The sequence below is a fragment of the Cognataquiflexum nitidum genome (assembly GCF_022538055.1).
Classification (GTDB): domain Bacteria; phylum Bacteroidota; class Bacteroidia; order Cytophagales; family Cyclobacteriaceae; genus Cognataquiflexum; species Cognataquiflexum nitidum.
The window spans coordinates 24,338-46,771 of record NZ_JAKZAM010000016.1 but is presented as its reverse complement, the minus strand read 5'-3'; the positions used below and the strand labels follow the sequence as shown (position 1 = coordinate 46,771).

Genomic DNA, 22,434 nt, shown 5'->3' with positions numbered 1-22,434 from the left:
GGAACTATCGATTATTGTATTGAAGATATTTCTATAAAGAGATATGACACACCGAATCCGGACGGAGTGGAACTAACTTTTTTTATTTCAAATAAAGAATTATTGGAAAAAGTAATAAATGGAGATTTCAAATTGCTTAAAGTAAGCAAACTTTATGATGGAAACTTAAAATATTTGTTTCCAATTAGAGAAGAGGATGTTTATCATGGATCAACATTTAAATTATTTTTTGAAACATCCTATTTCTATTCAAATAGAGGAGAGTTTAAAAATATGGTTGATGAATACCTAGAAAATGCAGAGGTTTTAATCATTTTAGATAATGGAGATATATTAAAATTTACAAAGTGCAAATAATTTCTCATTACTATGAAATTAATTTGTAATTCAAATTATCAACAATTTTCGTCCGTTGAGATAGGGGCTAAATATAGATTTAAAGACTATTTGTTTATTTTGGTCTTCCGGGATAGGGCTGAAGCTTCGCCTAGAAGTAGTGCTTAACCGCTAGGCGTAATTTTAAATTACGCCTTCATATTTTTCGGAATTTGTAATTCCATTACGATCAGTCTTTATTTTGTAATACTTGGCACCCGGTTGGTAGAAATCTAAATTAAAGAATCAGCCTTCCCTGTTTTTTGTGTAAACCTAATTCCTTTCTTTACCCTTTTGCTCCCAAAAACCGGCAACATCGCATTTCCATAACCCCGAGCGACGGTGCTTGGAGATTGGTGAAAGTATATTAGGATCTGAGAAGCACCTTGCACGGGGCTATTAATATTCAGCCCACTTTGGGGCTGTTGGTCGAAGAAGATCCGAAAATAAATGTTTTAATGGCTTACTATTTAGGAATTTTATACTTCACCAGAAATTCTATTTTGGAACACCTGTGGGGAGGAAGAAATTTTACCGGGCCGGCGTGGTAATGAGCGGGGGAGGATTAAAATTTCTTGAATTTTTTGGTTAATTTTTGTTTCAAGACAAAAAGTGACACGAGGAAGAGACGTAAAGAAAATACTTTAGGAAAGAATAGAAATGTATTGATCAATCAACCTTCCCTGTTTTTGGTGTAAACCCAATTCCTTTCTTTACCCTTTTGCTCCCAAAAACCTGAGTATTCACATTTTCCAATACCCCGAGCTGCGGTGTTTGGAGATTGGTGAAAGTATGAGAATCAGAGAAGCACCTTGCAGGGGGCTACTATTATTTCGCTCCGCCGTGGCGGACTGTTAGTTGGAGTTGGTTTTGGTTGAAAATTTATACTTCAGGGAAATTCTATTTTGGAACGCCTTTGGGGAGGAAGTCGGCGGACCGGGCCGGCGGTTGGATAGAGGGTGGATAGTATTCCGCCGACTTGAACTTTTTGGTTACTTTTTGTTTCAAGACAAAAAGTGACACTAGGAAGAGACGTAAAGAAAATACTTTAGAAAAGAATAGAAATATATTGATCAATCAATCTTACCTGTTTTTGGTGTAAAATCAATTCCACACTTTACCTTTTTGCTTCCAAAAACCGGCAACATCGCATTTCCAATACCCCGAGCTGCGGTGCTTGGAGATTGGTGAAAGTATGAGAATCAGAGAAGCACCTTGCACGGGGCTAATAATATTTTGCCCCGATGGGGCGGCCTGATAGTCGAAGTGGATCTGGGAATAATAATATAAAAGGGCATTAAATCAGAATCTTATGCCTAAGAAAAATTTTATATTGGAAACGCCGTGGGGAGGAATCCGCCGCGGCGGACCGGGCCGGCGTGGCTCTGTGCGAGGGAGGATTAAAATTTCTTGCCTTTTTTGGTTACTTTTTGTGGTAAGACAAAAAGTGACACAAGAAAAGATCGTCAAAGTGTGATCTAATAATTGAAAAAAATAATTGATCAATCAAAGCTCCCTGTTTTTGGGGAAAACCCTATTCCTTACTTTACCTTTTTGCTTCCAAAAACCGGCAACATCGCATTTCCAACACCCTGAGCTGCGGTGCTTGGAGATTAGTGTAAGTATAAGTAATCAGAGAAGCACCTTGCAGGGGGCTACTATTATTTCGCTCCGCCGTGGCGGACTGTTAGTTTGAGTTGGTTTTGGTTGAAAACTTATACTTCAGGGAAATTCTATTTTGGAACGCCTGTGTGGAGGAAGTCGGCGGACCGGGCCGGCGGTGGGATAGAGCGTGGATAGGATTCCGCCGACTTGAACTTTTTGGTTACTTTTTGTTTCAAGACAAAAAGTGACACGAGAAAATATCATTAAAATGTGGTTTAATGATTGAGATATAGAATTGAACAAATAACCTTCCCTGTTTTGGTGTAAACCCAATTCCACACTTTACCTCCTTGCCACCAAAAACTGACGATATCGCATATTCATTGCCCCGAGCGGCGGTGCAATGGGATTGGTGAGAGTATGAGAATCAGAAAAGCACCTTGCACGGGGCTATTGTTATTTAGCCCGCTTCGGGGCTGTTGGTCTAAGTGGGTTTATGTTTTGAAATCAGGAAAAACCAAAAAAAATCCGAGTCCTTAGCAGGACCCGGATTTTGGATTCAAAAAACCAAACAAATTATCTTCTATCCAAAAGGCTGCCTCCGGCTGAACCGGGCCCAAGGATTTTTTCCAATTCTGCTTTGAGATTTTCAGCAATTTCAGAATACCCTCTTTCATCCAACAGCGGAATAAAAAACTTCAACATTTCGATCGAAATAAGGGCTTCACGGTCATAATCCCGACCTGTCTTTTGGTAAAACTCCAACATCTGAATAGACTTATAGGAAATTTTATCCACCACATCCAAAGCAAGGTCATCTTCCCCAACCTCAAACAACAAAGGCACCGACTGTCCGCTAGCCAAATCATAGGCAACAGCCTCATGCGGCATTACCTTCATGCTGAATTTCAGAATTTCTGCCGCCCTGTCCATATCATTTTCGTCTAACAGCGCAATTGCAATACTGTTTACCGCAGAGCGGTGATTTGAGGTAAATCTTCTGAATTCATCATCGAAATAGTTATCCGGATTGTCCATTCCCCTGAAGGCAAACTTCTCCATCATATTGGTGTATGCCAGGTCGGTATTCACCAATTCTGTTCTCATTCCTTCAGGCTTTCTGACAGGAAGAAGTCTATATGTCATGCCTTCCATCACCACATAGTCTTCGATATCGAGTGTGATGGTAGCCAATGAAGTATTATTAAAGTAAATAGGCCTTTCCCAATTGTTGCTTGTAATCAGGTCGATGAGCATCAGGTTACCTTTTGTAAGGTAATTCCCTTTGATCCTGAGGTTGATTTGCTCGGTCATCAGACCTTCCATGGATTCGGGAATCAGACCTTGGTTATAGACATTTTCCAGGTCTACATCTAGGATCAAGTTTCTTGAAGGTACCATGTTGTAAGTGTTTTTGCTTCCCGATGCTGCCAATTTCAAAAGCTCACTTCCGTTGTTGAGGAGTTTGAGGTATTCTGAAGCTGAGATGGCTTGAAGGTTCTCTCTTTCCATTACATAAAGGACATCATTGGTGCCTTTTTTATAATTTTTTGGATCCAAAGAAAATGGCAAAGCAGCCGATTCATTGACTGGACGGGCCATTTGCTCCACATACCAATCCGTATCAAAGTAACTCAATACCACCACCCTCACGTCTGTCCTGAAGCCTTCGACCTCCTGTACATACCACAGCGGGAAAGTGTCATTGTCACCACCGGTAAATAAAATCGCATTTGGCGCACAGGAAGCAAGGAAGTTTCTGGCAGAATCAACAGAGAAAAACCTTCCCTGTCTGTTGTGGTCATCCCAGTTTTGGCTTGCCATCAATACCGCCACCGGCACAGTCGCGAGTGTGGCGATGATACCTGCCACGACGAGATTCTTGTTTAATCTTTCAATATAGTATGCCAGGGCTATCACGCCCATTCCTATCCAAATCGCAAATGCATAAAAAGAACCCACATAGATATAATCCCTTTCGCGGGGCTCAACGGGCGGAGAATTGAGATACAAGACCAACACAACACCCATCATCAGAAACAGCATGGCTGAGATAAAGAAAGACTTGTTGTCTTTTTTTGCCTGAAAGGCCAAACCGATTAAACCCAAAATCAAAGGCAGCATCAGGTAGTTGTTATGCGCTTTGTTTTCTTTGATATAATCGGGATAGATGTCAGAAAAATAATCTGAAATCCCTATCCAAGGTGCGTCGGAAAAATCACTTTCCCTTCCTGAAAAATTCCACATAAAATACCTCCAATACATGTGCCCAAGCTGATGGGTAAACATAAAATAGAGGTTGTCCCCGAAGGTTGGTTTTTGCCCTTCTCTCAATCCAAGTTTGGATCGGTAGATCTGTTTGTGACGGTCTTGGGTGGAATAAATCCTTGGCAAGATGGTCGTTCTTGCAGGATCATATTCATTGACAGTTGAATAATCCACGATTTCGTACCTGTCTTTTCCCTTCATATATATCGGGTCACCTTCTTTTTGGTCAACCAATTCGGCATCAAAATATTGACCATGGATCAAAGGACGGTAACCGTACTGCTCTCTTTTCAGATAAGAAACATAGCTGATGATGTCCTTTGGTGCATTTTCATTGATGACAGGGTCTTGGTTGGCACGGATGACGATGAGTGCGTAGGATCCATATCCTATCAAAATAAATACGAGCGATACTAACACCGTATTGAGGATGACTTTTCCTTTCTTGATGGAATAGAGAATCCCATAAATCAGGGAACCCAAAAACAAAGCGGAAAAGACAACTATTCCAGATCCAAATGGCAATCCAATGCTGTTGACGAAGAAAATCTCCATGGAACCTGCCAGACTTGGAAGTCCGGGGATGATCAAATTGTTAATGATAATCAATGCAACGCCTCCCAAGATCAGGGCAATGATGCCTCCTTTGAGATTTGGATTGGGGTATTTTTTGAAATACACCACCAAAGCCAAAGCCGGCAAAGTAACAAGGTTGAGCAAGTGGACACCTATCGATAATCCCACCAAATAGGCGATAAAAATCATCCATCTGTTTTCTTCTCTTTGGTCTTCGATCACATCCCATTTCAGAAATGCCCAAATGACTATCGCAGTAAAGAAAGAAGACATGGCATATACTTCCGCTTCCACAGCAGAGAACCAAAAACTATCTGTAAATGTGTAGATAAGTGAACCCACCAATCCTGCTCCCATTAGGGTGATGATTTGGCCTTTTGTTTCTGTTCCTTTTTGGATCTGGAAAAGTCTACGACCGAATAAGGTAATGGTCCAAAACAGGAAAAGCACTGTAAATCCTGAGAAAACGGCACTTCCGACATTCATCCAATAGGCTACAGCCAATCCGTCTCCGAATGCCAGAAATCCGAACATCCTATAAATCAATAGGAAAAACGGCGCTCCTGGAGGATGAGGCACCTGCAGTTTGTAGGATACAGCGATGAATTCTCCCGGATCCCAAAAACTGGCGGTCTGTTCTACTGTCAATATAAAGACGGTAGTTGATAGGAGAAAAACCAGCCATCCTGTGAGGTTATTGGCCTTTTGATAGTCAAGCATTGTTTTTGAAATAATAGTTTCGGGCGAAAATAATCAATAAATCCTAATCCATCTGTTTTTTAACAGCATTTAAGGTATTGTGATAAAAATTACTGTTCAACAGATGACACGGTAGTAGTTTTGTGAAGTCTTAAAAGTTAAAATTCATTTACTCAATGGTGCCTGTAAAAATTGAAGCTCAATAAAAGTCCAGGTATAAAACTGAAAAGTCCGAAACCTCGGTTTTCCGACTTCGGTCTTCCGTCCTGTTTGAATTTTAAATTGGGTTAATGGCAAAATTGAGGATAACCACTAATAATAATAACCATGAGTGCACAACCAAAAACATTCAGCGAATTGATTTCAGGCGACCAGCCTGTATTGGTGGATTTCTTTGCCACCTGGTGCGGTCCCTGCAAAATGATGCAACCTATATTAGAAGATACAGCCCGTCAGGTGGGTGATAAAGTCAAAATCATCAAAGTGGATGTGGACAAAAATCCTTATGCCGCCAGTGCATATCAGGTGAGAGGCGTTCCGACTTTGATTTTGTTCCAAAACGGCAAACCGCTTTGGAGACAATCTGGCGTTGTTCCTGCTAATCATTTGGTTCAAGTAATAGAAGACAACCTGAGCCTGAAAGTGTAAATTGAAAATGTGACAAAAGTCATTTTAAAGAAAAGGACGGAAAGATAATTTTACATATCAATAACCCGAAAAAATAACATGTATGTACACAGAGAGCCAATAGATAAAATATCTACTCTCATTCTGGTCTGCAAACATAATTTCCGGCACATCGGTCTTCCGACTTCGGTCTTCCGTCCCGCTTGAAGAATAATACGAGGTTATTGGCAAAGAAGCGGACAAACATAAAAAAAATACCATATGACAATTGAACAGATCTATACCGGATGTTTGGCTCAGGGAGCCTACTATATCGAGTCTGACGGCGAAGCAGCTGTCATTGACCCTTTGAGAGAAGTACAGCCATACCTAGAAAAAGCAGAAAGAAGGGGAGATACTATCAAGTATGTGTTTGAAACCCACTTTCACGCTGATTTTGTTTCTGGTCACAAGGATTTATCTATCAAAACCGGCGCTCCGATTGTATTTGGACCTACCGGGATGAAGATGGGATTTGATGCTATCGTAGCCAAAGACGGGCAGGAATTTCCGCTTGGCAAAGCAAAAATCAGGGTAATCCATACCCCAGGCCATACCATGGAAAGTACCTGCTACCTTTTGATCAATGAAGAAGGAAAAGAGGAGGCTTTGTTTACCGGGGACACGTTGTTTATCGGTGATGTGGGAAGACCTGACCTTGCGCAGAAAGTCATTGCCGACTTGACTCAAGACAAACTTGCAGCCCATCTCTATGATTCTTTAAGAGACAAAATCATGCCTTTGGCTGATGATATCATCGTCTATCCGGCACACGGTGCGGGAAGTGCCTGTGGCAAAAACATGAGCAAGGAGACTACCGATACTTTGGGCAATCAGAAGAAGACCAATTATGCACTTCAGAAAATGACCAAAGAGGAATTTATCAAGGAAGTGACTACAGGTCTTACTCCTCCACCGGCTTATTTCCCTCAAAATGTCATGATGAATATCCAAGGATATGAGTCTATTGATACAGTATTGAATAGAGGATTCAATCCATTGAGTCCTGCCGCTTTTGAGGCTGCAGCCAACGAAACAGGCGCGGTAGTTATCGATACAAGAGACGCACAAGTTTTTGCAAAAGGTTTTATTCCTAATTCCATCAACATCGGTATCGACGGAAGTTTTGCGGTATGGGTAGGAGCATTGGTTCCGGACCTCAAGCAGGAAATCCTGATCTTGGCAGACGAGGGAAGAGAAGAGGAAGTCATTACAAGATTGGCTAGAGTAGGATATGACTTCTGTATCGGATACCTCAAGGGTGGATTTGAAGCCTGGAAAGCAGATAAAAGAGAAGTGGACAGCATCAAATCTGTCACCACTGAGGAACTTGCACACCTGATCGAAAAAGAAGGCGGAGTCAACATCCTGGATGTCAGAAAAAACAGTGAATACCTCAGCGAACATGTGATCGATGCAGAAAATGCACCATTGGATTATATTAACGACAGCATGGCCCAGATCAATAAAGACAAAACCTATTATGTGCATTGTGCAGGTGGATACAGATCCATGGTATTCAATTCCATCTTAAAAGCAAGAGGATTTGATAATCTTGTCGATGTAAAAGGAGGATTTGATGCGATCAAGGATTCGGCTTTGTTCAAAGTAAGTGATTATGTATGTCCTACTACTTTGTTATAAAAAGTAATTACAGAAGAGTTGTGTTATACCCAACATGGCAAGACTTCGGTCTTGCCATTTTTATTTCGAATCAGGCAAAGTGATAAATGTCACTGTATTCAGGCTAAAGTCTGGACAATTTTGAATACAATGCGAATAGTGAGTTTGATGCTGTTTTTGGGGTTAGTTACCCCTGGGATAGCGCAGGAAAATCGTTTAGATTCACTTTCGGGCCACGAAGAATCCGGCAGGAAGTTGGGATATGATCTTGAAAAAGGAAAATTTGATTTCCACGTAAGGTCATTTCTGATGTCGACCCACAACAGGGGGGACTTGCTTGACTATTCAGCGCTGGGTGTTGGAGCGGGATTGGGTTACCTCAGTCCCGAATACAGAGGGTTTCAGGTAGGGTTTAGTGGCTTCTTTGTCTTTCAGTTGTTTGAAAACAATATTGCTGTAGCTGACCCAACTACCGGTGCGGGCAATAGGTATGAGATTCTGCTGTTTGACATGCACGATCCTGAAAATATGACCGATCTTGACAGATTGGAAGAGTTCTTTATTTCTTACAAAAATGGTAATTTCAGGACGGTCTTTGGAAGGCAAAAAATCAATTCACCTTTTCTCAATGAACAGGATAATAGGATGAGGCCAAATATATTCAGTGGCCTTACTGTCAATTATCAAAAGTCCAATTGGGAAACTACCGCTTCATGGTTGAGCGCAGTGACCATAAGGGGGACTGTGGACTGGTTTAGCATGGAAGAGTCGTTTGGGGTGTATCCTTTCGGGAGAAATCCATTTGGAGAACCTTCCAATTATTCACACAACATTTCTTCAAAAGGAATGGGAATGTTTGGACTCAAGTATCGAAACGAAGATTTTTCCGCTCAGGGATGGAATTATTTTGCGGAAAATGTCTTTAACATGAGTTTTTTGCAGGGAGATTATGTTCTCCATCTAGGGCATGCATCGGTCGACTTGGGTGGTCAGGGTTTCTTTCAGACGGCAGTCAATGACGGAGGAAATTCCGAAATAGAAAAGACCTATATGCTACCGGATGAAAAGTCATTTGGATTTGGCGGAAAAATCGGACTGAACTCCGGGAGGCATCATATCTCAGCTAATTTCCTCGGGATAAATGACAGAGGTAGATTTCTCTTTCCACGAGAATGGGGCAGGGAAAACTTCTACGCAAGTATGTCCCGGGAGAGGTATGAGGGAAGTGGAGATATGGATGCATTGGTTTTCAAATATTCCTATGATACGCCTTTTAAAGGTTTGAATGCCCAGCTTGGGGCAGGCAAAGTCAATCATGGTGGATTGGATTCATTCAAAACAAACAAATACGGAATCCCATCTTATTATCACTTTACAGGTCTATTCGACTACAGATTCAGCAATTACCTCGAAGGATTAGATATTCAGTTTATGGTAGCCCAAAAAACTGCCCAAAAACCATCTGAAGTACCTGACATGTTTAGGATCAATAGGGTAGATATGTGGAACTTGAATTTTATTATTGATTATAGATTTTAAAACTAAACAAACAAAAAAATACAATGGAACAGTTTATTGAATGGATCAAGCAGCCTTGGCCTTGGTGGATAGCAGGTCCGATGATCGGGCTTATCGTCCCTACTTTGTTGATCGTCGGAGGAAAAGCCTTCGGTATATCTTCCTCATTGAGGCACGTCTGCGCCATGTGTGTGCCGGCCAATATTCCTTTCTTTACTTATGATTGGAAAAAGGAATTATGGAATATCGCGTTTGTAATAGGTGTCGCTATCGGTGGCTTTATTGGCCATTATTTACTGGCCAATCCGGAAATGATAGAAGTTGCCGAGTCCACACAGCGCGATTTGGCTGCACTTGGGATCACAGATTATAGGAGCATCATGCCTCACGAGATTTTCAATTGGGAAAACTTATTTACCGCGAAAGGTTTGTTATTCTTCGTCATAGGCGGATTCTTGGTGGGATTTGGTACCAGATATGCAGGCGGATGTACTTCAGGACACGCTATTATGGGTATCAGTTCACTACAGTGGCCGTCGGTCGTCGCCACGATCTTCTTCATGGCAGGAGGATTCTTGATGACGCATGTATTTCTTGGTCCTTTGATGAAATTAGTAGGCTTTTAATCTTTAGAAAAAAATGGGAACAGCAGTGAAAAAAGGAGATAAACCGAATGTCGGAGCAACTCCAAATAAAGAACAAAAAGGCGAAAGTCCACTGGAGTTATTGATGTATCTGATCATCGGTGTGGGTTTCGGTATTATTTTCATTAAGGCCGAAATTGTATCCTGGTTTAGAATTCAAGAGATGTTTAGGTTACAGTCATTCTTTATGTATGGCGTAATAGGTTCAGCTATTGTAGTAGGTGCACTTTCGATTCAGGTCATCAAATGGTTCAATATCAAAACGATCAAAGGCGATAAAATCATCATCTCAGATAAGGAATTCCGTAAGGGTCAGATTATTGGGGGTTTTATCTTCGGATTGGGTTGGGCGCTGACCGGTGCATGTCCGGGACCATTGTTTGCTCAGATAGGAAGTGGATTCACGGTGATCTTGGTGACATTGATCAGCGCAGTGGCCGGAACGTGGGTTTATGGTAGGTTTTCCCATAAATTGCCAAATTAAAAATATTCTAAACCTTTATTGGTATAGTATTTGAATACTGAAAACCCATAAATTGAACTTAAACACTTGGCCGCTTCCGAAAGGAAGTGGCTTTTTTTACGCCTTTTCGTCAAAGACTCTTTTGATTATAAATCGGATCATGATGATGATTACCGCAATTATTGAACCCACTATTATAAATTCCATAGCTTAAGATTTTTTGTTTAACCTTCATTTTTTATGATGGTTTATAGAAATGCCATTTAATTTCTCCAAAACCAAAATTAATTTTCACAAAGTCCTTTACTTTGCAGCCAAGAACCTAATCCTATTGAAATTCATGACCTTACTTCAAAAAAGAAGGATTGCCCTCGGAAGTTTATTTTTTATTGCAGGACTTTGTTTTTCTTCTTGGGCTGCGAGGATTCCTGATATCCAAATGAAATTTTCACTTTCAGAATCCCAATTGGGAACGCTCCTTTTGGGATTGCCGCTAGGTTCCTTGGTGGCCTTGCCGGTTGCAGGCTGGGCGGTACACCATTTTGGAAGCAGAATCGTGATTTTGATCAGCGTGACAGGGTATATGACTTTCCTTCCATTGATCGGATTCAGCAATTCTCTGTGGATGTTGGTACCGGTGGTGGTGGTTTTTGGGATGATCGGAAATATGATGAATATTTCATTGAACACCCAAGCATTGGCTTTGGAGGATAATTACGGGCGGAGTATTTTAGCTTCTTTTCATGGTTTGTGGAGTTTGGCGGGATTTACGGGTGCGGGTATTGGAGCTGTTATGATTTACCTTGATATCCTTCCCCAAACTCACTATTTGATAGTGTCTTCGGTGGTATTGCTAGCTTTATTGATAGCACAGGGATATTTGGTCAGTGAAAAAAAACCTGCAGATGGTGGCGGTGGATTGGTAATCCGAAAGCCAGATGACCTACTTTTGAGAATTGCGGGAATTGCTTTTTTAGGCATGCTGTGTGAAGGCTGTATGTTTGATTGGAGCGGGGTATATTTCAAAAAAGTGATCCAAATCGAACCGGGATTTGTTGCCTTGGGTTATGTTTCGTTTATGGGGGCGATGGCTTCAGGAAGGTTTATTTCTGACAGGATGAATAATAAGTTTGGTCGGGTACTGATCTTGAGGATGAGTGGTGTATTGATTTTCAGCGGATTGTTGCTATCAGTAATTTTTCCTGTGCCTGTGGTTGCTACGCTAGGATTCCTTTTGGTAGGATTGGGAGTAGCAGCAATAATTCCCATATCCTACAGCATTGCGGGTAGGTCCAAGCTATATTCCCCTGGAGTGGCTTTGGCGATGGTTTCCACGATTTCATTTTTCGGATTTTTGATCGGCCCGCCAATGATCGGATTTATTGCAGACCTGCTGAGTTTGAAGGCCTCTTTTGCTCTTGTTGCTGTTGCGGGTTTGGGAATAGCTGTTTTGAGTTCAATCAGGTTAGAGGTTTTTGAATCGGTCGATGTTGTTAACAAAAAATAATCTATGACAAGCAAGGAACCATTTCAATTTGAAAAAAGCTTTGAGGTGCTTTCTTTTCAGATCGACCCTTTTGGCAAATTGAGGTGGTCGGCATTGGGAGACCTCATGCAGGAAGTGGCTTGGAAGCATGCTGACAGCCGGGATTTTGGTCAGTCGCTTTTTGATAAGGGATATATGTGGGTCCTTTCAAGGATGCACATTAAAGTACAGAGGATGCCTTCATGGGGAGATCAGATTACGGTCAAAACCGCCGGGAGGGGTATCAGTAAGATTTTTGCATTGAGAGAATTTTTGGTGGAGGATGCCGAAGGCAATCCTATTGCTGAATCCATGTCAGCATGGCTATTGTTAGACGTCAGGTCAAAAAGGCCTCAAAGACCAAATCAAGTGCTTCCACCTGAGTTATTTTCGGAAAATGTGGATCAGGGACTTTTGCCCGAAAAATTAGATACATCTGACCTACCGGAAAAATATGCTGAACTTACGGTGAGGCCATTTGACCTTGATATGAATAACCATGTCAATAACGTCAGCTATATCCGATGGGTGGAGGATTTTTGTATTTCTGAGGGAATAAACTTCTCTGAATTTCTGATAAATTATATTTCAGAGGCAATGCTTGATGACAGGATTTTGCTTTCTGCTGCAAGACAGAATCAAGGATTTTTACTTTCAGGGTCAAGTGACCATAAATCTGTTTTTCTTGTTTCTGTCAAATAGTTACTTGCTAAATTTTTAGAATGTGATGTATATCACATTTTTTAAGGATGAAATATTGACAAATTTGTAATTGCTATATTTATCATCCTATGAAAGATTCATTCCAGCCGATTCTCAAAATGCTGACCATGATGGTCGGTTTGTTATTGAGTATTACCCTGCTTACTGCTGTCCTGATAGGAGCGATTGTGATGGTGTTTAGCGGAGGGAGCCTTCCACCCATAAAGACTAACTCTGATGAAGTGCAGACCTCTGCAACTGCCGTGACAGAGACTTACAGGGGGGTGGTCCCCAAAGAAGGACTTTGGATCGCTCCCGATTGGAGTGCTGTCGATAAGGAACCCAATGCCGAGGATATCAAATATGGAAAAGAGCTTGTCTCAAATACATCAACCTATCTTGGGCCCAATGGAAAAGTGAAGAAAATCTCTAATGGGATGAATTGCCAGAATTGCCATCTCAATGCGGGAACTGCGCCTTTGGGGAATAATTATAGTGCAGTGGCCTCTACTTATCCAAAAGTCCGTGCAAGATCCGGGCAAATGGAAGACATCGAAAAAAGAATCAATGACTGTTTTGAAAGGAGTCTAAATGGCAAAGCCTTAGCTAACAACAGCAAGGAAATGGTGGCGATGGTGGCTTACATGACTTGGCTTGGCAAGGATGTGCCAAAAGGCGAATCTCCAAAAGGCTCAGGAATTTATGAAGTTCCGTTTTTGGACAGGGCAGCTGATCCTGTCAAGGGTAAGGCTGTATATGCCCAACAGTGCCAAAGCTGTCACATGGAAGATGGTCAGGGTATGCCAAAACCCGATAAATCAGGTCATATCTACCCGCCTCTTTGGGGAGACAACAGCTATAACGATGGGGCAGGTTTATATAGAATGTCCCGTTTTGCGGGATACGTCAAAACCAACATGCCTCTTGGAGCGACGTTTGAAAGACCCTTGCTCACAGATGAAGAAGCATGGGATGTGGCCGCATACGTCAATTCACTGCCTAGACCCAAAAAAGACATCAGACAAGATTGGCCTGACATTTCCAAAAAACCAATTGACCATCCTTTTGGTCCTTTCTCTGATGATTTTACAGAAGAGCAGCACAAATTCGGTCCTTTCAAACCTATCAAAGAGGCTAGAGCAAGCGTATCTAAATGAAAGCTTTCATCTTACTGATTTTTTTATCCTCATTTAGTCAGGTCAATTTCGCCCAAGAGCAGGATTCTCTCAAGTCCAAAAAGCCCGCCCTCATTCAGGGAACGGTTGGTTTGCGTGCATTTTGGATGTCCACGAGCTATTGGGAGGAATTCAAGGATGACCATGCATTGGGTCAAAGCGCATTTATTCAGCTGAAGACCAAAGACTATAAAGGCTTTTCCCTGCTTGGAAGATATACCGTTTTTGGCAATATCACGAGTTCGGATCTGACCGGCCGAGATCCGGTGACAGGCAATTTCAACAGGTATGAAGTTGGTCTTTTTGATGTCAATGACCCTTCTGATAAGTTTTTTGGAAAGCTTGAAGAACTCCAATTGCGTTACAATTCAAAAAAATTTTCTGCCGTTTTGGGAAGAATGAGTATCAATATGCCATTTATCAATCCCCAAGACGGTAGATTATCCCCGACATTTGTAGAGGGATTCAGTCTGAATTATAGACCTGATTCGAAAAATCAGTTTTCTGCGGATTTAATCTCGAAAATAAGTCCAAGGTCTACTTCAGGATGGTATAGCGTGGGAGAATCTATAGGAGTTTATCCTGAAGGACAATCCGTCTTGGGAAAACCCTCAGGCTATACCGGCAATACCCAAAGTGACTTTGTGACAGTTTTGGACTGGAAGCATAAGATGACAAAGGACATGACCATACAGGTCAACCATACATTTGTTGACAATATTTCATCTACCTTATTTTCCCAGGTCAATACTGATTGGGAATTATCTGGGAATTCTACCAAGTTGCTTACCGGCCTGCAGTTTATCCTGCAACACGGATTAGGTGATGGAGGCAATCCTGATATTTTAAAGCAATATAAAAATCCCGATGACGTCAATTATGTTTTCAGCGGAAGAATAGGTCTTAAAAATCCCAAAATGATCTGGTGGGCAAATTACACGCGCATTGACGGCAAAGGGAGGTTTCTCAGTCCAAGAGAATGGGGTAGGGACCCATTTTTTACTTTTATCCCCAGAGAAAGAAATGAAGGCTATAATCAGGTCGATGCACTGACTACTTATTACCAAAGGAATCTTCTTAAGTACGGAATTCAGGTTTATGGCTATGCCGGACTCCATTTTCTTCCAGAACCGTCGAGGGTCGAAATCAATAAATATGGCTTTCCATCCTATGCCCAACTTAATTTTGGGGGAAAATATGCTCCTTCCGATTGGGGAAAGGGACTGGATTTTCACCTGATCCTGATGAGTAAAATCAACATGCTATCCGGAGAATTAAAGCCTCAGTGGATTTATAACAAAGTGAATATGGTCCACATCAATTTTATAGTAAACTACACGATCCAATGGAAATAAGTGAAAAAGTTGATGCAGTACAGTTTGAATCATTGCTGAAAGCCAAACCCGCTTTGATGGTATATTTTTTCCAAGAAAAGTGCGGGGTATGTACCGGTCTTTTTCCCAAAGTGAAGGAAATGGTTGACAAGGAATTTCCCGAAATGGAACTGCTCGTCTTAGAAGCTGTTCAACACACAGAACTGGCTGCACAGCTTAGGATGATGTCCGTGCCGGGAATCTTGGTTTATTTTGATGGAAAAGAGTTTTTCAGAGCCAATGGATTGGTTGGTTTGGGGGAGTTAAGGAATAAAATCGATAGGTATTACAATCTGATGTTCGGTTGATTAGGGGACTTTCCCAAATGGATTTGATTTGAGAATATAGTGGAATCAGGCAGGTCCAAAAATAAATTTTCTTTTACGCATATTTGGTTTACTTTTTTTATCACTTGGTTAGAATAGGGGTTTTTAGAGTTTTTTATCAGGTGTTTTTTTTTGATAATTAGCTATACGAAACAGCATTAGTTGTTTGGTCACCCGCCTTTCTATCTCGTTATAATTACCCTTTCAAATAGGGAATTTAATATCTTTTGGTATCATTCCCGTCATAAGTTGTTATGGCCATTTTATTCCTTTTTCTCGCAATATTGTTACCTTCTCCTAAGGTAGTTGAACTCAAAGAATCTACATCTATCCAAAATTTTGATCTGGAAATCCCGCAGCCGGGAATTGTGCTCTATTTCAAGTTTGTGGAGGAAAAAGCTGACTATATTTCCAAAGAGGGTAAAGTTGAGATCTCTTGGTCAAGTAGTGGAAATCCGCTCATCAGCCATTTCGAAATAGAACGCTCAGAAGACAAAAACCTCGATTTCAAAACCATCGGTACCTTGCCCCTCCAAAATTGGGATGAGGAGATGGCTGACTACCGATTTGAAGATAGTAGGTTGCCATTATCAGGCGGTCGGATATATTACAGGATCAAACAAATAGGGTCAAATGGTAATTTCCAATATGGCAAAACATTATCTGTAGAAGTACTGCCCACTTTGCGAAATAATGAAGAGGTATGGCGTTCTTTTCCCAATCCTGTCAAAAACGGTAACTTACAAGTGGATTTACTTGACAATACAGGTTATAGAGGTGAGCAAATATCTATCCGTGTGATTCAGTCAGGCAATGTTTTAATGTCTCGAAATTGTGCTGATGTGAAGGAACTGAATGATTTTTTGGCAAATAGTTTCAATAATGTTTCTTCAGGACTGATTTTGGTCGAATTGAAATGGGGCATGCAGGCCCAATATTTAAAAGTTTGGAATCTCCGGTAGCAGCTTTGCCTTATAAGTCCTCATCAGATTGAGGAACTCATTTGTTTAAAATAGGTCATAGATTTTTTCTATCAAAAGTACAGCTCCATAGTAACATTCATCACAAGGATAGCTGACGGTAATCCCGAAATTTGGTATATCAAAAACCAAAAACAATAAAGTTATGAGCGAGCAAGAAATATATTCCATGCCGAGGATAGGGGACATGGCCCCTGATTTTTCGGCGATGACTACCACAGGTCCGATGAGATTTTCTGACTATATCAAAGGAAAATGGACCATTTTGTTTTCACATCCTGCCGACTTCACACCTGTGTGTACCACCGAGATGTCAGGATTTGCTTTGGAAAAAAACTTCTTTGAAGAAAATGACACGAAGCTTGTTGGCCTGAGTATAGACTCTATCCACTCACATATTGCTTGGGTCAATAATGTTAGGAAAAATACAGGGGTGCTTTTTGAGTTTCCGATCATTGCCGACATCGACATGAAGGTTTCCAAATTATATGGTATGCTTCAGCCTGGAGAAAGCGAAACTGCTGCAGTAAGGGCGGTATTCTTCATTGATCCTAATGGAAAAATACGTCTGATAATGTATTATCCTTTGAATGTGGGTAGAAACATGGACGAGATCAAAAGAGCATTGATAGCATTACAAACTGCCGACAAACATAAAGTGGCTATGCCTTTGGATTGGAGACCTGGACAAAAAGTGATTGTGCCACCACCAAAAACAGTTTCTGAAATGCAGGAACGGGAAGCGAGTGATTATGAAATGATTGATTTTTATCTTGCCAAAAAAAGTATTTAAAATGGTAAGGGTATCCGCAATGTCACCCCTTGGGCTTTAGGAGACTATATCGGAGGCGGTTAATCTTCAAGTTTAGATGGTCCACTATCCACAGAAATGCCAACTTTTTCCTGATCATTTAGGTGGATACGAGTACCAAAGCGGATACCCGTATAAATTTGTCTATAGAGAAAGCTACCCGATGTGGGTAGCTTTTCTATTTTTATGTTCAAATATTGAGACCTTCAAAACAGGGATTCTTTGGGAGGAATATTAAAAATGTGTATCCGTTTTCTTGCACTTAGTCAAACAATAATTTGTTGGAGGAGCCATTAAACACCCGGTGGACAGATGACTGTCGTCTGTGTACGAGTATCCACATTAGATACAACCTCCCGTATCCCAAGGTGTAACATTGCGTATGCTCATAATACACAATATCAAAAACTTTAAAACTCAATCAGGTTTTTGATTTCCTTCAAAGAACCTCTTCTGAGCGGAATTGTATATTCTCCTATGTGGATTTCCTTGGCATTGAAAGAGGTGACTTCTTTGTAATTGATAGTGTAGGATTTGTGCACGCGGACGAAAGTATCTTCGGGTAGATCCTGAATCATATCTTTGAGGATATTTCTGGCCACATAAGTTTTTGTCTTTGTTTGGATTTTGGTATAAAGTCCGTCTGCTTTGAAAAATAGAATTTCATCAAACTGAAGAGGAATGGTGTTGCCTTTGTCTCTGACGATAAAGACATTCTTTTTAATGTTGGTAACCGGTTTTTCTGATTGATTTTTCAACGCGAGGTAAGCGGCGGATTGAAGTTCCTGTAGGGTAAAAGGTTTTAGAATATATCCCTCATAGTCCGTGGTAGCGATTTTATCTAAAATGAATTTATCCGAGAATGCCGTCAGATAGACAATGGGAATATTTTTTAACAATTTGATCTTTTTACACAGTTCTACCCCATCAATATCCCCCTTAATTTGTATGTCCATGAAAATTAAATCCACGTGGTGGTGGTTCAAAAAATCAATGACCTCTACACCATTGTCCAGAACTCCAACCACATCATATCCGATGAAACCAAGGATATCTTTAATATTAAGAGCTAATTCTTGTTCGTCTTCAACAATCAATATTTTTTCCATAGTGACCAAGATATTATGCCAAATCCTTTTGTTATAGTAAATCTAAACAAAAGGATCATTTTTGTTAATTAAATGAACTGAATTTAAAATATATTGAATTTTATTTACACTCTCACAATCATTTGGTTTATGAATCGAAGTGCAAGAATCCTTGGGGCAATAGGTGAATCATATTATTTGTTGCAGTCCAACTCCAGTTTAAAGGAAGCTATCCCCTATATCCTCTATTTTTTAGGAAGCTCCTCGGAGGTGGATAGGATTTATATTTTTAAAAACCATTTTGCAGAAGATGGGGAGTCATTGTTTTCTTACAAATTTGAATGGTGTGCTGAAGGAGTGGTGCCTCAGATCGACTTCGAGGTACTCCAAAATGCCCCGTGGTCCATATACCCTGAAATCCATGCCAAACTTTGTAAAAATGAGGTTATCAATGAGCGTGTAAAAGATACAGTTAACAAGGATTTTTATGAAGCTATGAGTGAGCAGGGGATTTTATCCTACATGTTTGTTCCGATTTTTTCAGGAGAATTTTTTTGGGGTTTTATCGGATTTGACAATTGCAAATCTGAAGACCTCTTTACCAATGAACAGGCCTCTGCACTTCATGCTTTTGCCTCTACATTAGGAAACACCTTTCTGGTCAGAAAGCAGCAAAAGAGGTTGTTGAAAAGCCAAAAGCATTATCGTTTTTTGGTGAACAATATCAATGATGTTGTTTTTAGGTATGATTTGATTGGAAAACTTCACTTCCTCAACAGTACCTGGGAAAGAACCACTGGATTTACCATTTCTGAATCTATTGGAAAATCATTTTTTGATTTTGTGGAAGATCCCTGTTCGGTGGCTTTGGAAAACAAGATGGAGCATATTATTTCCAAAAAAATAACCAGGTTTGAAAAAGAACTTCAATTGAAAACTTCAAATAAGCGCTCAATTTGGGTCAAAATGGAGGGTATTTTGATGTTGGATAGGAAAGGAAATGCTTCCGGGGTATTTGGCACCCTGATAGACATTGATAAAGAAAAAGTCACTTTAGAAGCTTTAAAGGAAAGTGACAAAAGGAATCAGGCCATCATCAATACTGTAAAAGACGCACTTTATACTTTTGATGCTTTGACTGGGGAATGTATTTTTCTTTCTGATAATATATCACTGCTGGGATTTGAAAAATCCCAGTTTTGTAATGACAAGGATTTCCGCCGAAAGGCTATTCATCCCGGTGACAAATCTTTATTGGAAAAAGCAGATCTTAAGCTTTTTGAAACAGGATCCCTCGATCTCAGCTACCGTGTCATCAATAATAAGGGTGAACTCAAATGGATTCAGGAAAAGTCCTGGATGGAAAAAGACGACCAAGGCAATAACCTGAGAGTTCACGGAAGATTTACTGATGTAACTGAGCTCAAGACAAAAGAAATAAACCTTCAGAAGAGTGAGGAAAGATTCAGAACCATTACAGAAAATATACCCTTTCCATTGATTATCAGCTCTATAAGTAATGGAAATATTTTTTACCTGAATAAGGATTTTAGAGATATTTTGAGGGTAAATTCAATTGAGGCACTTTTTGATCTCAACCTTGATGAGATTTTTACTTTGAAGAATCAGAAGATGCTATTGTCAGAGTATTTTTTGGAACATGGTGATGTCAAAAGCCTCGAGGTGATGCTTCAGGTCCAAGAAAGTAAGGAGGAATTATGGTACAGCCTTTCCTCCCATAAGATCCCATTTATGGGTGAAGAAGCATTGGTCGTCGTGTTATTTGATATCAATGATAGGAAAAAGGCCGAAGAAAGGGCTTACAAACTAAATGAATTATTACAGGCAGTCAATGAAACTCAGATCAGCTTCTTCCTTCAGGAAGATTTTATCACACCTTTAGAAACCTTACTGGCCAAAATTCTAAACCTCACTGAAAGTAAGTTTGGGTTTATTGGAGAAGTGCTTTACGATGAGAAGGGGCAAGCTTACTTGAAAACTCACACTCTTTCCAACATTGCATGGTCTGAAGAAACACAACATTTCTACAATCAGAATTATAGGACAGGATTAGAATTTAGAAATCTGGACACCCTTTTCGGTGAATCTCTAAGGACTGGACGAATTGTAATTGCCAATCAAGCTTACGCAGATCCGAGAGGAGGAGGGACGCCTCATGGGCACCCTAGATTGGAAAGATACCTTGGTATTCCTGTTTATAAAGGTGAAGAGTTCGTTGGCTTGATGGGTCTTGCCAATAAATCTCATGATTATTCGATGGCTGATGTTGAATTTCTTGAACCTTTGGTTTCAAGTTATGCCAACTTGATTCAGGCCATCAGGATCAATAGGAAGAAAAAGGAATCCGACAAGATGAGAAAGCGGGCAGATGAAATGTACCGATTGCTTTCCGAAAATACGGGTGATATCATCGCACTGCATGATCCGGATATGGCGTTTCAATATGTCTCCCCATCCGTAGAAAAAGTGTTAGGATATACCCCTGCTGAGTTGGTAGGCAGGAGACCTTCAGCGGTATTCAATGTTCCTGAAGTCTCGACACAGATTGAAAACCTATTCAAAGTAGTATTTCCGCATAAACACAAAACAAGTGGGAATACAATATTTTTGGAGGTATTGCTCAAGCCTTTGAAAGACCAGGAAGGAAAGCTGTTTTCCATTTTGGCAACATCAAGGGATGTGACTGAGAGGGAATTGGGGATCGAGGAATTGAAAAAGGCACTTTTAAAGGAAAAAGAATTGAACCAGTTGAAATCAAGATTTATTTCTATGACATCCCATGAGTTCCGTACGCCTTTGTCCACTATTCTTAGTAGCACGGACCTGCTTTTGGCCATGTCCCAACAAGAAAAAATGGAAATCTCTAAAGATCAGCTAGCTACGCACCTCAACCGTATCTACAATCAAATCAAGAGACTTAACAATGTGGTCAATGATGTTTTGATATTGGAAAAAAATGAACATGATAAGTTAAAGGCTGTTTCACAGCCCCTATACATCATTAATTTTATCTCCAATTTGATTTCAGAATTCAACGACCATAAGCCACCCGCAAGCAAGATAAGTACACATTTTCCGGATAAGGAAAGGTTGATATATTCAGACCCTGTATGGCTGACCCATGTTTTTAAAAACATTGTCGAAAATGCATTGAAGTATTCATTACCCGAGGATAAAGCTCCCGACCTGACGCTCACCTACCTGCCTAAGACATTTGAGATTAGAATAAAGGATTACGGAGTAGGGATTCCCAAAGAAGACCAAAAATATATCTTCGATTCGTTTTTCAGGTCCAAAAACGTCTCAAATATAAAAGGTACAGGCCTCGGCCTAAGCATAGTGAATGAATTTGTCAAAAAGCTGAGGGGTAATGTCAAATTCAAAAGCGAACTCGGCGAAGGATCTGAATTTATAGTCAAGCTTCCCTATAAAGCATAGGTGAACGAGATTTCTTTGCCATCAAAAGACAAAAGTCAAGAAGTTTTGAATTGCTCAGGTCTTTCGGAAGGATTAGATTGAAAGGAGAGTCATTATTCACCTTGTAATCATTTTCAAAATCAGAGGTAATGGCCAATATTGGTATTTGGCTTCCTAAATAACTATTTTTTATCCGGCTGGCCATGTCTTTGCCCGAGAGAGTTGGGAGTACCATGTCAGTGACTATCACATCGAAATAGGTCGAACCTATGGTATAGAATTTTACCAGACCTTCCCTTCCATTTTCTGCCTCTACTACTTCGTGGCCGCATTCAGTAAAAAACCTGTACAATTCAGACCTTACTGAGCAGTCTTCATCAACAAGAAGTATATTCATGTCATCAAAATTTTAAAAAATTTACCTTGAAAACAGCCAATTTGGTACTTCAGTGATGTTTTTTGTAAATAAAAAGCCAATAAAGAAATGGCATTCAAAGGGAAAAAATCGGGTTTAACTCTCAATTAACAAAAGAATGTTCTTTGGCCTTAGCTTTTTTCATCTTTCAATTTCAGGTGGTA

At 40.4% G+C, this 22,434-nt stretch carries 17 protein-coding genes; 14 read left to right on the top strand and 3 right to left on the bottom strand.

The window, feature by feature from the left end:
- Positions 1-66 precede the first annotated feature (66 nt).
- Positions 67-357, top strand: a complete 291-nt coding sequence (locus MMU07_RS12230; protein ID WP_241126160.1) for a hypothetical protein — start codon at positions 67-69, stop codon at positions 355-357.
- Positions 358-2,556: 2,199 nt separating this feature from the next.
- On the opposite strand, the gene MMU07_RS12225 is transcribed toward MMU07_RS12230, so the two are convergent.
- Positions 2,557-5,544, bottom strand: coding sequence for a glycosyltransferase family 117 protein (locus MMU07_RS12225; RefSeq protein WP_241126159.1), 2,988 nt, complete (start codon positions 5,542-5,544; stop codon positions 2,557-2,559).
- 306 nt (positions 5,545-5,850) lie between these two features.
- Here MMU07_RS12225 and trxA point away from each other — a divergent pair, with 306 nt between their 5' ends.
- The 12 genes from trxA to MMU07_RS12165 all read left to right on the top strand — a co-directional run bounded on the left by trxA (position 5,851) and on the right by MMU07_RS12165 (position 17,311).
- Positions 5,851-6,171, top strand: coding sequence for a thioredoxin (trxA, locus tag MMU07_RS12220; RefSeq protein WP_241126158.1), 321 nt, complete (start codon positions 5,851-5,853; stop codon positions 6,169-6,171).
- Between the two features lie 240 nt (positions 6,172-6,411).
- Positions 6,412-7,833: an MBL fold metallo-hydrolase gene (locus MMU07_RS12215; RefSeq protein ID WP_241126157.1), complete on the top strand. Its 1,422-nt coding sequence runs from the start codon at positions 6,412-6,414 to the stop codon at positions 7,831-7,833.
- A gap of 129 nt (positions 7,834-7,962) precedes the next feature.
- Positions 7,963-9,351, top strand: a complete 1,389-nt coding sequence (locus MMU07_RS12210; RefSeq protein ID WP_241126156.1) for a hypothetical protein — start codon at positions 7,963-7,965, stop codon at positions 9,349-9,351.
- Positions 9,352-9,374: 23 nt separating this feature from the next.
- Complete coding sequence (locus MMU07_RS12205) at positions 9,375-9,956, top strand: YeeE/YedE family protein (protein ID WP_241126155.1); 582 nt, start codon at positions 9,375-9,377, stop codon at positions 9,954-9,956.
- Between the two features lie 103 nt (positions 9,957-10,059).
- A complete protein-coding gene (locus MMU07_RS12200) occupies positions 10,060-10,458 on the top strand; it encodes a DUF6691 family protein (protein WP_241126214.1) in 399 nt (132 codons plus the stop codon).
- 319 nt (positions 10,459-10,777) lie between these two features.
- Entirely contained in the window at positions 10,778-11,944 is a 1,167-nt protein-coding gene (locus MMU07_RS12195; protein WP_241126154.1) for an MFS transporter, read from the top strand.
- Positions 11,945-11,947: 3 nt separating this feature from the next.
- Positions 11,948-12,664 carry an acyl-[acyl-carrier-protein] thioesterase gene (locus tag MMU07_RS12190; protein WP_241126153.1) on the top strand — a complete coding sequence of 239 codons (717 nt, stop codon included), beginning with the start codon at positions 11,948-11,950 and terminating at the stop codon, positions 12,662-12,664.
- 89 nt (positions 12,665-12,753) lie between these two features.
- Positions 12,754-13,821, top strand: a complete 1,068-nt coding sequence (locus MMU07_RS12185; protein ID WP_241126152.1) for a c-type cytochrome — start codon at positions 12,754-12,756, stop codon at positions 13,819-13,821.
- On the top strand, positions 13,818-15,194 hold the full coding sequence (locus tag MMU07_RS12180; protein WP_241126151.1) for a hypothetical protein: 1,377 nt from the start codon (positions 13,818-13,820) through the stop codon (positions 15,192-15,194). Before MMU07_RS12185 ends, MMU07_RS12180 begins: the two co-directional genes overlap by 4 nt.
- Positions 15,185-15,520, top strand: coding sequence for a thioredoxin family protein (locus MMU07_RS12175; protein WP_241126150.1), 336 nt, complete (start codon positions 15,185-15,187; stop codon positions 15,518-15,520). The genes MMU07_RS12180 and MMU07_RS12175 overlap by 10 nt, the downstream gene beginning before the upstream one ends.
- Before the next feature lie 272 nt (positions 15,521-15,792).
- Entirely contained in the window at positions 15,793-16,500 is a 708-nt protein-coding gene (locus MMU07_RS12170; protein ID WP_241126149.1) for a hypothetical protein, read from the top strand.
- 163 nt (positions 16,501-16,663) lie between these two features.
- Positions 16,664-17,311 (top strand): peroxiredoxin, encoded by a 648-nt coding sequence (locus MMU07_RS12165; RefSeq protein ID WP_241126148.1) that lies wholly within the window; start codon positions 16,664-16,666, stop codon positions 17,309-17,311.
- A gap of 428 nt (positions 17,312-17,739) precedes the next feature.
- On the opposite strand, the gene MMU07_RS12160 is transcribed toward MMU07_RS12165, so the two are convergent.
- A complete protein-coding gene (locus tag MMU07_RS12160; protein WP_241126147.1) occupies positions 17,740-18,438 on the bottom strand; it encodes a LytR/AlgR family response regulator transcription factor in 699 nt (232 codons plus the stop codon).
- A gap of 129 nt (positions 18,439-18,567) precedes the next feature.
- Between MMU07_RS12160 and MMU07_RS12155 the strand changes: the two genes are divergently transcribed.
- Entirely contained in the window at positions 18,568-21,876 is a 3,309-nt protein-coding gene (locus MMU07_RS12155) for a PAS domain S-box protein (protein WP_241126146.1), read from the top strand.
- Here MMU07_RS12155 and MMU07_RS12150 read toward each other — a convergent pair.
- Positions 21,854-22,252, bottom strand: coding sequence for a response regulator (locus MMU07_RS12150; protein ID WP_241126145.1), 399 nt, complete (start codon positions 22,250-22,252; stop codon positions 21,854-21,856). The genes MMU07_RS12155 and MMU07_RS12150 overlap by 23 nt on opposite strands.
- Positions 22,253-22,434: the final 182 nt, after the last annotated feature.

Coding starts and splice junctions, on each gene's coding strand:
- MMU07_RS12180 (WP_241126151.1), top strand. CDS start 13,818: ATGAAAGCTTTCATCTTACTGATTTTTTTATCCTCATTTAGTCAGGTC.
- MMU07_RS12190 (WP_241126153.1), top strand. CDS start 11,948: ATGACAAGCAAGGAACCATTTCAATTTGAAAAAAGCTTTGAGGTGCTT.
- MMU07_RS12170 (WP_241126149.1), top strand. CDS start 15,793: ATGGCCATTTTATTCCTTTTTCTCGCAATATTGTTACCTTCTCCTAAG.
- MMU07_RS12175 (WP_241126150.1), top strand. CDS start 15,185: ATGGAAATAAGTGAAAAAGTTGATGCAGTACAGTTTGAATCATTGCTG.
- trxA (WP_241126158.1), top strand. CDS start 5,851: ATGAGTGCACAACCAAAAACATTCAGCGAATTGATTTCAGGCGACCAG.
- MMU07_RS12195 (WP_241126154.1), top strand. CDS start 10,778: ATGACCTTACTTCAAAAAAGAAGGATTGCCCTCGGAAGTTTATTTTTT.
- MMU07_RS12150 (WP_241126145.1), bottom strand. CDS start 22,252: ATGAATATACTTCTTGTTGATGAAGACTGCTCAGTAAGGTCTGAATTG.
- MMU07_RS12200 (WP_241126214.1), top strand. CDS start 10,060: ATGTATCTGATCATCGGTGTGGGTTTCGGTATTATTTTCATTAAGGCC.
- MMU07_RS12210 (WP_241126156.1), top strand. CDS start 7,963: ATGCGAATAGTGAGTTTGATGCTGTTTTTGGGGTTAGTTACCCCTGGG.
- MMU07_RS12165 (WP_241126148.1), top strand. CDS start 16,664: ATGAGCGAGCAAGAAATATATTCCATGCCGAGGATAGGGGACATGGCC.
- MMU07_RS12185 (WP_241126152.1), top strand. CDS start 12,754: ATGAAAGATTCATTCCAGCCGATTCTCAAAATGCTGACCATGATGGTC.
- MMU07_RS12225 (WP_241126159.1), bottom strand. CDS start 5,544: ATGCTTGACTATCAAAAGGCCAATAACCTCACAGGATGGCTGGTTTTT.
- MMU07_RS12155 (WP_241126146.1), top strand. CDS start 18,568: ATGAATCGAAGTGCAAGAATCCTTGGGGCAATAGGTGAATCATATTAT.
- MMU07_RS12215 (WP_241126157.1), top strand. CDS start 6,412: ATGACAATTGAACAGATCTATACCGGATGTTTGGCTCAGGGAGCCTAC.
- MMU07_RS12205 (WP_241126155.1), top strand. CDS start 9,375: ATGGAACAGTTTATTGAATGGATCAAGCAGCCTTGGCCTTGGTGGATA.
- MMU07_RS12160 (WP_241126147.1), bottom strand. CDS start 18,438: ATGGAAAAAATATTGATTGTTGAAGACGAACAAGAATTAGCTCTTAAT.